This is a genomic window from Candidatus Goldiibacteriota bacterium, from assembly GCA_016937715.1.
Taxonomy (GTDB): domain Bacteria; phylum Oederibacteriota; class PGYV01; order PGYV01; family PGYV01; genus PGYV01.
This window is the reverse complement of the sequence record JAFGWA010000017.1, coordinates 38,027-50,694: the sequence shown is the minus strand read 5'-3', so window position 1 is coordinate 50,694 and position 12,668 is coordinate 38,027. Positions and strand designations below refer to the sequence as shown.

The window sequence follows — 12,668 nt, the reverse complement described above, 5'->3', positions numbered from 1 at the left end:
CAATGCAAGAAAAACGCAATAATTCTCTCCAGAACTATTTTTTTTATGGTATCTTTCTGTGCGTCCTTGCTTTTTCATCCCTGTTTTATGACATGTATCAGCTGCCTAAAGCCCTGTTACTGACAGCGGGATGTGCCGTATATATAGCTGTCTTTTCTTTTTTCAGTAAAAAAATTTATTTTGGATCAGCCGCAATAGCCGCATCCGTGTTTCTTTTTTATATTATGGCGCGCGCTTTGTTATCGCTGTATAATTTTCCGCCTGTTTATTATCTGCTTACTTTATTGATACCTGCGGCTTTTTTTATGCCGTTAATAACAAAACTTAAAAGCGGTAATTTTCTTATTTTCATCAATATTATTTCATTTGTTTCTTCTATATACGCGCTTTCTCAGTATATAAATACCGGCGAACGGCCCTTATCTTTTTTTGGAAACCCTGTCTTTCTTGCAGAATTTACCGCCTGCCTTTTTCCTTTGATACTTGTATCACTTCTGGCTTACGAAAAATACAAGCCTTTTACCTCGGTTAATCTTTGTTTATCCCTTCTTGTACTTGCTCTTGCTTCTTCAAGGGGCGCTGTACTGTCGCTTTTTGTCTCCCTTTTAATTTTTTTATACCTGTTTTTTACCGATAAACCTTTTCCGGCAGCCGCTAAAAAAAAGACGGCAGTAATTATGCTTATTGTTTTGGTTCTTTTCACGGCAATAACATTTCTCCCGCGTTTTAAACCCGCAATCTCCTATAATATTAACAGGGCGCTTGAAATTGCCGGCGGCGGCGGCGCTTCCCTTTCTAACAGGGCGGTCATTTTAAAAACAGGGCTTAAAATGTCCGCAGAAAAACCTGTTTTTGGCTTCGGCGCAGGCGGATTCAGGTATTATTTTCAAAAGTATCAGGCTTCGGTTATAACACCGGAGAAACCTTATTTTATAAGCACTTCTTACGCCCATAACGATTATCTTCAGCTGTTTGTGGAAACGGGCGCGGCAGGACTTTTGCTTTTTTTATTGTTTGTATCCGCGCTGCTTATTTCTTTTGACAGGGGCAAAGCTTTAATCTTACGGCAGGACAAACCTCTGGCTTACGCGCTTTTAGCTTCTGTCATTTTTTTCCTTTGTGAATCGCTATATAACTTTCCGCTGTTCATAATGCCTTCCGCTTTTATTTTCTGGCTTTTCTGCGGATACCTTTATTCCCTGCCGGGTGCGGGAAAAAATGTAATTCAAATACCTTCGCGGCTTCTGCCGGTATTAACGGTTCCGATATTTATTTACATTTTTATATCTTTACTGCCCGCGGCGGCAAACCTTCATATTAAAAAAGGTTTTAACGCGCTTTTAAAAAAAACCAATATGGAAATGGTGTATTTTGACAAAGCACTTATGCTTGAACCGCATAATTTTTTCACCCGCTATTACAGGGGTTATTCGCTTCTGAATAATGACAGGAAAAAAGCCTACATAGAATATCAGGAAGCTTTAAAAATATACCCTTATTCGGCTGATATGCTCTATAATCTTGGAGCAATGCACCTGTCTGACAATGAAAATTATGAAGCGGAATCGTACCTGAAAAAAGCGCTTGAACTTAACCCCTATTTTGGAATGGCGCATACGGCAATGGCAACGCTTTATATGAAAACCGGCAGGGAAAATCTTGCTTCATTGGAACTTTACCTTGCCTCCAAATATGACCCCAATTCACTTGGCAAAGGCACCGATCAGATAATAATGATGATGGAAGAAACAAAAATTAAACCATAATTTTTTAGTAAATACTTCTTTTAATATTAATTCACTTTTATAAAATCAAATACAAAAAAAACTGTACGTGTTCTTTATAAAAACGCCGCGCAAAAATAATTTATATTCATCAGGACGAAATTAATATCGTAACCCCCCTGAATTATCCCATAAATAAAACCTTCAAAACAAACATAAGGTGGGTGTGTTTTTTCAGTGCGCGCCGCCCTAACATAGTGTGTATCCGGCAGGATCTGTTTAATGCATCGGTGACATATACGTATGTGACGCTAGCTCCCGGCCGCAAATGACGTTAACAAACCTGTGATTTCAAACTGATTTGGGCGCAAGAATACCGATTTGCGGCGCGTGCTGAAAAAACATGCCCAACCAATGTAATATGAAGGGACGGATGCACAAAAGGTCAGAGGGATGGAAGAAAAGATATACAACAAATACAACGTCCGCGGGCTGAAGACCCGCGTCTACCACTTCTTAAATCCAAAAATAAACAGGGTTTGGATTAAAAATAAAAAAGCCGCAGGTTTTCACCTGCGGCATTTTTTACTTATTTATCACGCTTCTCCATAAACACGGGGATTATAAACACAATCTTTTATTTATCCCGCTGTGCCATATACTTATTATAATGGCACGGGGATTTAAAACGCAATCTTTGATTGCGTTTTAAACAAATATCTTAGCTATTACCATTTCCGGGTTGTTGCCAAGTATCCTCTGAACCATTGCGTCTTCTTTTACGCATGCCCTTACCATTTCTTTGGACTGTTCGTAATTTCTGTTTGTGTATTTAAGAATAGTATCACGCACTTCCGTGGGTTCGGACTGAGCCACATAAGTTAAAAGCAGTTTAACATTATTTTCTATGCTCTTTACCGTGGCATATCTTAAAAGTACGTTAATTTTACGTTTTGACATTTTAGGCGGAGGCCCAAGCCCGTTTAAAGCGTTGAACATAAAATCTATATAATCCTGAACCGCGTCATCGCGGGATGCGGCGTCCACAAGTTCCGCGCTCATAACCATATTCATTTTCTTATCCGCGCCGGTCCATTTCACCTGAGCCGTCTTTTCTATTTTTCCTGTATAGTCTCCCATAAACGTACCTTCGTTTATTTCACCGCGATAGTCATATACAGGATCTTTCGCAAGATACATTCCAATAGCTTTCATAACCTGAAAATCAATGGGGGTAAATGAAACATACGCGCCTTTCTTGCCTGATTCGCCGCTTACAAAACCCATCACAAACCTGTCTTCCAAAAAATCCACATAATTTCTTAAAGGTTCAATAAGAATGGGGGGGATTTTATAATTGCCGTCTTCATCAATCGGAAAAGCGTTTATGTGAATTGAAAGTATTTTTTTAAGTGATTCTATGACGTTATGCGGCGTGCACAGATAGTTTGTCATTGCTGTCGGCATATCTATTATCTGGCTGTTTAAAAGTATCCTGGCGCCGGAATACGGCATCCTGTTGCCGGCTTTTTCCGCGGCCGTTACTATAAAACTGTTAAGTATGCTTATATCTTTTTTAATAATTTCAACGTGTTCGGGCCTGAAAGAATCAAATGCCCTTGCGGACTGGTCAGCAACCACATCTGATACTTTTGACAGGTCATTTTCAAGTTCTTTTATTACGTCAACTTTTTCTTTTATGGCATCAACATTTTCAGCCGACCTTGTAAAAGTTTCTGCGTACATCTTTGTAAAATCAGCAAGCACTTTTGCCATGCCGTCGCTTCTCATTGCAAGGGCGGACTTAAGCTTTTTTTCCTCGGGTGTTATCCTTTCTCCCTTTGCAAGTATTGCCATGTATTTATCCAGCGCGTCAAAATTAAGTTTTAAAGTCTTTAACTTTGTCGCGTCCAGCTGAAGCATCTTGTCTATATTTGTTCCAAGCGTCCTTACAAGGTTAGCGCCGGCTTTTAACGCGTCATTCTTTTTCCATTCAAGTTCCGCTTTTACTTTCTTGGGGTCGCGCGTATCTTCCTTTTTTCTTTTCTTTTTGCCCGAAGTGTCTATAAGTTCAATATTGCCCTCTGCAAGCGCCCTCATTTTATCCGGTACGCTGAACACTGAAAGCGAAAGCGCGCTTAAAGAATCTTTTGTTTCAAAAGCTTCAAGCAGCTGTTTGTATAGTTCCGGATCAAGCAGATTAATTCTGTTATCGCCTATTTCCACAAAATCGCCTATGGCGCCGGTGGCAAGAAAAAGCCTCTGCTGTTTATTAAGGTCATTTAACCTTGTTGTTACAAGGGCTGTTATTAATGTATTGTAAGCGGTCCTTAATTTGTTTACCTTAACAACATCCTCTATTTTATTGCCGTTGTCAGATTTTTCTTTTCCAAAAAATTCAAGGGCTGTCATAACCCCGTCTTTAACCGACTGGTCAATACCTTCAAGCACGTAATTAATTGCTTCACCTTCTTTGATTGCTGTTTCAGACATACCCGACTTCCTCCTTCAAAAATATAAATTAAAGCCGTTTCTGCCATATGAAACAGCTTTCTATTATGTAAACAGCGGAAAATATTCCCTGTTTAATCGCTTAATACGGTATTATAATGCGTTTTTTGACTTTCTTTTGGCCAGTTCTTCTTTGATTATAGCAGATATCTTAGGGTTGGCAAGAAGTATTTTCTTAAAAGAGGCCTTATGCAATACAAACAGCTCTGTAGGTGCCTCTGCTATAACAGTGGCGTTTCTTGGCGAATCTGTTACAAGTGCTGTTTCTCCAAAAAAATCACCTTCTGACAGCCCTGCCACTTTCTTTTCTGACATTCCTTTCTTTATATGTATGGATACAGAACCTACCGATATCATGTAGAAAGCATCTCCGGTTTCACCCTGCTGAATTATTACTTCACCTTTTCTGAATTTCTGTTTTTTCATTGCTTTAATAAGTTCGTCAAGCTGAGCAAAGTTTAAAGAATAGAAAAAATCAACCTTCTTAAGCGTTTCTCTTAACCTGGTAATGTCATCTGCCATCTCATTTTCCCCCGTCTTTTTTTTAATCCTTATGTATTATATATTTTGTCAGTTATTTTGTCAATATTACTTTTTACTTTTCTTCCTGTTGAAGACGGACGTTTTAACCGCCACAAATATCATGGCAATTCCTCCCGCTATCATAAATATGTGAAACCATATGCTTACTTCTTCTTTAACAAACATAAGCAGAATTGCCAGCCCTAAAAACACGCACGTAATTATTCCTATTATCATTGCCGCGGGAGATTTTAAAGTATTGGCCACATAACCCATTCTTTTGGCGGCCGGAGCCATATTTACGTCTTTTTCCATTTCACCGCTTATTTGATGGGCTTTTTCCGCAAGGCGCGATGACACGCGCCCGCCTTCCAGGCCGTGCTGCCTGTCGTTTACATCCTGCCACATGGCAAGCTCCCGCCTGCACAGTTCGCACTTTTTAATATGCGACTCCAGGCTGTCTTTTTCCGCGGTATCTGTAATATATCCTTTTGAATAATCATTAAGTTTTTTTCTTGCCTCTTTGCATTCCATTATCATTCCAGCCCTTCAAGCCTTATTATCAGCTTTTTAATTTCGTTTTTATCCGCGTTGTGCCGCCTTATGTAACTGCGCCCTTTTTCAATACGGTCCACAAACCTTTTAAGCTCTTTTTTATCGTGTTTTAACCTTGAAATGTACTTTATAAACTCCGGCATCTTTCCAAAAACATACATCAGTTCAAGCGACCGGTTAAAAAAACCTTCTTTGGAATCTGAACATACCGTATTTGGATGGACTATCTGAAAAGTATCCGCGGATTTTTTTTCTTTATCATAATGCCACCTGACAACGGCCTGATTATCTTTAATCTTTAAACCGCAGGTTTCACAGTCAAACGGCTTCATGCGCTAAAGCATTTTCAGCTTATTAAGCATATTTTTGGCGCTCATGCTGTCCTGCGTCCTGTGCGCGGCGTCATAAAGCGACGCCAGTTTTGTAAGGGAATCTATAAGCTTGTTTTTCATCTGTTTTTTTGTATATATATCTGTCAGAATTTCGTGTACTTCTATATTATCGCCGTCCACATTTAATACTTTATTGGCGGCAAGCATGGCATGATCCAGGTCTCCCTGGCTTTTAAGCATACGCACCACTTTCATATAATATTCCGAAGAGGTCTTTAACTCCCTTAGTTTAAGAAAAACATCGCCTATCTGATCAAGCAGTTCTTCGCTTTCATTTATTATTGCAGGGTCCATCGAAAGAAAAACAGATTTTGCTTTTTCAAAATCGTTCATCTTGTAGCATATTTTTCCAAGCAGAAGTTTTTCTTCAAGCGTAAGTGAATATTTTTTTTCCAGAATTTTTCTGGCTTCTTCATATTTTCCGTCTTTAAAAAGAAAATAGGAAAAAAACTGCTCGCCGTATGTTATCCCAAGCTCCATGGCCCTTTTTGAAACACCCTTACCTTCTGCCACAAGGTTTTTTTCCGCTAAATTTATAAGTACATCCTTAAACATCTCTTCAGCTTCTTCTTTTTTGCCGTTTTTTACCATATCTTCCGCAATCATTGCCAGAGCATCGGTGTTTTCTTTCTGCAGGTTCATTATTTTTTTCGCAAGCTCCAGCCCTTTACCGCTGTTATTTTTTTCCACATATATCCTTAACGCCTTAACATAAGATTCTATGGCGTTTCCAATGTCTGTCTGCTTTTCATAAACCTCGCCTAACATCATGAACAGTTCAGGGTTCATTTTATCGTTTGCAAGCGCCTCTTTAAGCGCCGGCAGGGCAGAAGCATCCCCGCCTTCCTGTTTTTCAAACATATCCTTTGCTTTAACCGATTTGGAAATGGTTTCGTGAAGCGCTTTGCCGTCAAGGTCAAACTTTTTTGGGTCAAGTTTTGATATTTTCTTGTTTAAAAACGCCATTTTTGTGGGGTTTGCCTTTGTCTGCGGGTCATTTAACACGCGCAGATAATGTTCAAACGCTTTTCTGTCTTCGCCCATTTTGGAAAAAGCATCACCTATTGAATTATGGACATTAATGTCATCCGGTTCAATTTGAAGCAGTTTTTCATACTCTGCTATAACCTTAGCCCATTCGCCTGCCTGGGCGTATCTGGTAACTGTTTTTAATATGTCTTTTTTAAGCTCCATTATTATCCTTTTCCAGCAGTTCTTTTGGATATTCCATTATAACAGTTTTTGGGCTGTAAACTTTTACCGGCTCCTTTTTTCCTTTAACCATTATAGGCGCCAGTTCTTCATATTCAATATAATCTTTTGTCTCAAGATATGTGCTTTCGCTTACCCATACCTGCCCGCCGGGAGCGTTTGCTTCAAGCCTTGCGGCAAGGTTTACATTGTCGCCTATTACGGTATAATCCATTTTCTGCGGCGAACCCATGTTTCCGGAAACCACATCGCCGGTATTAACCCCAATACCTATCTGAACCACTATCATGTTTCTTCTTTTTCTTATCACATTAAGTTTTTCCACGCCTTCCCTTATAGCCATTGCTGTCCTTACGGCGCGGTATGCGTCATCCGGCTTGGGAAAAGGCACGCCATATACAGCCATTACACAGTCTCCCACAAACTTATCAAGAAGCCCTTCAAATTTAAAAACTTTATCAGTCTGCAGTGTCAGATACTCATTTATTACGCTTACAACCTCTTCCGGCTGAAGATTTTCAGACATTGATGTAAATCCCCTGATATCGGTAAACATCATTGTGGCTTTTACCTTAATTCCGTGAAGCTGCAGTTTGTTAGGGTCTTTTAAAACCTGCTGCATGACTTTGTCCGACACATAAGTGGAAAACGCGCCTTTTAAAAGTTCTTTTTCCTTAAGGCTTTTGGCTGTGGAATTAAAAGCTTTCGTCAAATCGCCTATTTCATCATGCGACCTGGTGGGAATTACCACATCATAATTTCCTTCCCCTATTTTATTAACGCCTTTTACAAGCTGCTTTATTGGTTTTACCATAAAGTTTACCAGCAGTACCGTAAAAAGTATCCCTGCTATAAGCCCTATTATAGTAATAAGGGCGACTTTAACAGAAGCCACGGCCACGCTCTCGGTTATTATCTGCGTTGAAACCGTAAGATGAACCTCTCCTATCATGTGTTCATCCATACCAAGCTTCGCTTTTAAAGGTACCGCGATATCAAAATAACTTTTTCCATTTTTTTTATATTCCTGAATAAGCACATCATTTTCTTTTTGAACGGGTTTTAAACCCGCCGGAAGGATATATCTTTCATCTATCCTCCTTACTTCATCCGCGGACGCAATATTTCCGTCTTTTTTTACAACAACAGCTTCCATAATGCCTTCGTTTTTAATAATTTCTTTCTTCTTCTGTTCAATTATATCTTCCTTTAATATCTTAATTACACGGTCATATAATTCCATTTGTGTTTCATCAAACTTTGTTTCCTGTACAGCTTCCCTGGCAAGCTTGGAAAGCGTAAGTTCATCATCATTGGTAAGCGCTTCGGATGCGTTATTGGCAAGATTTACCGCAATTGCAGTACCTCGCTGCTTTATTTGGTTTGAAAGAACATCGCTTTCGTGATTATATATAAATACGGTGACAACCGTCATTATTCCGGCAAACAACAGCCCCACTAAAAAACTAAACTTAGCCCCCAGTGAAATTTTTAATCCTTTATTTTTTTTCTTCACCGTCTTTTTTTCTGCCATTAAGTTTTTCCTCCTTCCTTATTTATTACCTCAATAAACCTTTCTGTTATAACAGGGTCAAACTGTTTTCCTTTGTTAAGCCTAAGTTCATAAACCGCCTCTTCTTTATCAAGCGCTTTTCTGTGCTCCCTTTCGGTTGTCATGGCGTCATAAGCGTCCGCCACCGCAAGAATCCTTGCCTCAACAGGAATTTCCTCGCCTTTTTTGCCGTCAGGATAACCGTTGCCGTCAAACCTTTCATGATGAGCCACTATAATAGGGACAACATCTTTTAAAGCATCAATATTTTTAATAATCTTAGCTCCAATTTCCGGGTGTTTCTGTATTTCAAGAAAATCATCAGCCGTAAGCGGGTCGGTCTTATCAAGTATTTTTCTTTTTACTCCGATATTGCCAACATCCTTTAATATAGCAGCCACCCTTAAATTTTCCGCCCTTTTGGGCGAAAGCCCGGCTGCCTGCGCTGTTTTAACCGCCATCTTTGAAACTCTTTTTGCGTGCGCGGGAATATATTTATCCTGCGTATCCACCGCCACCGTAAACGCGTTTAATATTCCGTCATAATAATCCTTAAGTTTATCCGTCATGCCGTTAAAACTGTTTGCAAGCTCCTGAAATTCATTGCCCGCGGTTATTTTTATTTTATAACTTAAATCGCCGTCTGCAATTTTATTTGTCCCTTTTACAAGTTTGTTTAAGGGGCTCATCATCCTGTGCATTAATGCCACAATAAAAATAACAGATATAATAATTATACCCGCGGCAATTGCCGCGCTTTTAACATAAACCCTTACAAGTTTTTCCTTTACGTATTCACTGTCAAAACCGGCGTAGATTTTTCCCGCTTCAGTTTTAATTCGTCCGGCTTTTACGTCCACGGTGCCCGAAAAGGCAATCACTGAATAATCACTGCCTTTATATTTCAAAAAAATATTTTTTTCACCCGCTGCAATCTCAGGCAGCCTGTTTTTTAAAACCGCGCCAAGCAGTGAAGAATCGTCAGCGGCTTTCACATACCCGTCTCTGCCGGTAATAATAAGGTAAACAAGCCCTTCGGTTGAAATAATTTCATTAAGATATGTATTAAGCGTCACTTCATCATCTTTTAAAAGCGGTTCCGCGCTGACGCCCTTAAAATAATTTATCATAAGTAACGCTTTTTCGTTTATCTGCCCCTGCATTATTTCCGCGGCATCCCTTACAAGCACAACAGTGGTTGCAGTTACAGAAAGGATGACGATAGCAACTATACCTAATATTAACTGGCTTCTTATTTTCAAAAATACCTCCGCTAAAACACCGTAAATATATATTATCACAACGGTATATTAAGGTCAACAACAGCAGTTTTTTTGGGGGGAAAAGGGAAAGAGCCGTATAAATTAAAGATTTTTATGACTGTTATGGCTTATTTAAAATTTCCGCAAAGCGTTAATTTGGAATTTTGCGGTAATAAAAACTATTTTGTTAGCCTTGTCTAACTTTGCCTTGTTCCACGTGGAACATTTTTGCGGGAATTAGCTCTTTTAAATTTTCCGGATAGGTGGTGGTGATAATAATCTGTTTAAACTGTTCAAGTGTCCTGCCTATAAACCCGCGGTTTGGGTTATCAAGTTCAGAAGAAAAATCATCAAGCATAATTACAGGGTAAATATTTTTTCTTTCTTTTATAAAAAGCCCCTCTGCAAGTTTTAATAAAATAGCGGATACTCTCTGCTGCCCTTCGGACGCAAAAGCTTTTGCTTTTTTGCCGGTATAAAAAATTTCTAAATCATCCCGATGAGGGCCAATCAGCGTCACGCCTCTTAAAATTTCTTCATCAATTTTTGTTTTAAAATGATTTTCATATTCGGCTTTTATGTCTTCGGGTTTTACCGACATAAAATTTTTGGAAAGATATGTTATAGAGACATCATTTTTTTCTGATGAAAATTTTGAAACAAGAATTGAATTTAATTCTTCTATAGCTTCAAATCTTTTCATGACTAATAATGTTCCATTGTTTTTAATCTGCTCGTTCCATATATCAAGATTGGAAATTTTTATTTTCTTGTCTTTAATTCCCTTCAGCAGATAATTTCTGTGACTTACCTCTTTTGTATATTTTGCCAGCGTCTCAAAATATTCTTTGCTTACCTGGCACAGCATCTGATCAAGATATTTTCTTCTTAAGACCGGCTCGCCTTTTATTATCTGAATGTCTTCCGGAGAAAAAAGCACTACAGGAATTTCTCCTATGATGTCACCCATCCTTTTTATCTTTGTATTATTTATTCTGATGCTTTTCTTTCTGGAAGCAGATGAGTAATCAAGAGAAAACAATTTATCCAACCCGCTTATTTCTGCTTCCGCGTATACTCTGCACGAATCACAATTCTCTTTAACAATTTCTTTATCATCAGATGCTCTGAAAGATTTTCCCAAAGACATCCAGTGGATTGCTTCAATTATATTTGTTTTCCCGGAACCATTATCCCCGTGAAAAACATTTATACCCTGAACAAGTTCTAAATTAAGTGATGAATAGTTTCTAAGGTTTGAAAGTTCAATTTTTTTTATATACATCCTGCCTCCGGAAATATATTTCTATTGAGACAAAGATACACCAATAGAATATCTTTTTCAAGACATATATTTTTATAGAATTTTCAGTTGTTCCACGTGGAACAATTTGCGTATTTATAATGTTTGATTGCTTTGACTTTATATTTTCTCTGATAATATTGTTATGCATCAAAACATTTATTTATGCTTGTTATTGTAATTAACATTCACAACCATAAATTTGTAACGCTGTAATTATTTAATACATATCAGTTAATTTTACATTTTAATAGATACCAAAAAAGGCGCTTAAGCATGTGTTTTTATCCTCCGGTATTGATTCATTATCTTATATTTTTATAGTATAAATATGATTATTGCCATACTTAAAAGATTGTTCTACGTGGAACAATAGGTGTGTTTAAGCAGCTTATGTTTAATTAAGTTACGCGGCTATATATGCGGTACTATTACCATAAGCAGGCATTGCTTATATATATTTCTTAAGGATAGTATTCTCTTATTTAACTTCTCATTGTTCCACGTAGAACAATGATTGAATTGAAAACTTTGAAAATTAAATTTTATTAATACATATATCAGCGTGATAAAACAAAATATCTATATTTAAATATTATTAAGTCAGACTATAAGGTAATAAATTTATTCAGATTCAATTAATTATTAAGAAATCTGTATTGCTGACTATAAATATCTATTCTATTAAAAAATACAATCTGCTTAATAATTTTTATTTAGAATAGTATATTTTAACGAGACTTAAACGGATAAATTATATAAATATATCAGAAGAAAATATTCCGGAAAGTTTATGAAAAAATTAAAGTTTTAACAAAATGATTTGTAATAATCTAAATTGTTCCACGTGGAACAATTAGAAGCTGATAGGTTTAATTTTTATCTTTTGAAATGTTCTTGGATAACAATTAGGCGTGTCCCCTGTCCTGCTTAAAATTACAATGTGCCTTTTTCCAAGATCAAGCGGTAAAGTGTAATCATAGATTTTTTCAAATTTTAATTTCAGTTCGTTATAAATATTTCCTTCGCGTTTAATTTCTTTAACTTGATCCGCGCTTGCAAAGTAATAAATTTTTCCTTTAAGCGCGCACAGCGCAGATGTCAGTTCCATTGCTGTTTTAAATTCCGCAAACGCTCTCATCGTCACTGCTGAAAATTTTTGACGCATTTTTTTATCGCGGGAACATTCTTCACTGCGGCTTTGAATTACAACTGCGTTATTAAGTTTTAGTTTATTAATTACACCGTTTAAAAAATTTGCTTTTTTCCCGTTTGATTCAACAAGGGTAACTTTAATTTTTTCATTTAATATGGCGGCTATGATACCAGGAAAACCCGCGCCGGTTCCGGCATCCGCAAGCGAAACCGGAACATCGCCTGACATCGCCCCAAACAGGTGTACGGAATCAAGGACATGTTTTACTGCAACTTCTTCGGGGGCGGTAATTGCGGTAAGATTAAACTGCCTGTTTTTTTCAATTAACTCATTTGAGTAAATGAGTATATTATTAAACATCTCTCCGTTTATAACGGCAGGACTGCCCTCTAGATGCTTTTTTAAAGCGGCTTGTAAGTTCATAAAAACATTATTGCATAAGGAGGCGTCCGCGGAAAACTCTTTTTTTTCTTAATTGA

At 37.7% G+C, this 12,668-nt stretch carries 10 protein-coding genes; 1 reads left to right on the top strand and 9 read right to left on the bottom strand.

Annotated elements, in window-relative coordinates:
• Positions 1-2: 2 nt before the first annotated feature.
• Positions 3-1,766 (top strand): O-antigen ligase family protein, encoded by a 1,764-nt coding sequence (locus tag JXR81_02260; GenBank protein ID MBN2753670.1) that lies wholly within the window; start codon positions 3-5, stop codon positions 1,764-1,766.
• Between the two features lie 666 nt (positions 1,767-2,432).
• Here the strand turns inward: JXR81_02260 and JXR81_02255 are convergent.
• The 9 genes from JXR81_02255 to rsmG form a co-directional block, all read right to left on the bottom strand.
• Positions 2,433-4,217, bottom strand: coding sequence for a hypothetical protein (locus JXR81_02255; protein MBN2753669.1), 1,785 nt, complete (start codon positions 4,215-4,217; stop codon positions 2,433-2,435).
• Between the two features lie 111 nt (positions 4,218-4,328).
• A complete protein-coding gene (locus JXR81_02250) occupies positions 4,329-4,757 on the bottom strand; it encodes a cyclic nucleotide-binding domain-containing protein (protein ID MBN2753668.1) in 429 nt (142 codons plus the stop codon).
• 66 nt (positions 4,758-4,823) lie between these two features.
• The gene (locus tag JXR81_02245) at positions 4,824-5,297 is read right to left on the bottom strand and encodes a hypothetical protein (protein MBN2753667.1); all 474 of its coding nucleotides are present in this window, start codon (positions 5,295-5,297) and stop codon (positions 4,824-4,826) included.
• A complete protein-coding gene (locus JXR81_02240) occupies positions 5,294-5,644 on the bottom strand; it encodes a hypothetical protein (protein ID MBN2753666.1) in 351 nt (116 codons plus the stop codon). Before JXR81_02240 ends, JXR81_02245 begins: the two co-directional genes overlap by 4 nt.
• 3 nt (positions 5,645-5,647) lie before the next feature.
• The gene (locus tag JXR81_02235) at positions 5,648-6,898 is read right to left on the bottom strand and encodes a tetratricopeptide repeat protein (protein ID MBN2753665.1); all 1,251 of its coding nucleotides are present in this window, start codon (positions 6,896-6,898) and stop codon (positions 5,648-5,650) included.
• Complete coding sequence (locus JXR81_02230; protein ID MBN2753664.1) at positions 6,888-8,450, bottom strand: adenylate/guanylate cyclase domain-containing protein; 1,563 nt, start codon at positions 8,448-8,450, stop codon at positions 6,888-6,890. The genes JXR81_02235 and JXR81_02230 overlap by 11 nt, the downstream gene beginning before the upstream one ends.
• Positions 8,450-9,730: an HD domain-containing protein gene (locus tag JXR81_02225; protein MBN2753663.1), complete on the bottom strand. Its 1,281-nt coding sequence runs from the start codon at positions 9,728-9,730 to the stop codon at positions 8,450-8,452. The genes JXR81_02230 and JXR81_02225 overlap by 1 nt, the downstream gene beginning before the upstream one ends.
• A 187-nt stretch (positions 9,731-9,917) precedes the next feature.
• Positions 9,918-11,015: a DNA replication/repair protein RecF gene (gene recF, locus JXR81_02220; GenBank protein ID MBN2753662.1), complete on the bottom strand. Its 1,098-nt coding sequence runs from the start codon at positions 11,013-11,015 to the stop codon at positions 9,918-9,920.
• A gap of 874 nt (positions 11,016-11,889) precedes the next feature.
• Positions 11,890-12,612 (bottom strand): 16S rRNA (guanine(527)-N(7))-methyltransferase RsmG, encoded by a 723-nt coding sequence (rsmG, locus tag JXR81_02215; GenBank protein ID MBN2753661.1) that lies wholly within the window; start codon positions 12,610-12,612, stop codon positions 11,890-11,892.
• Positions 12,613-12,668 lie beyond the last annotated feature (56 nt).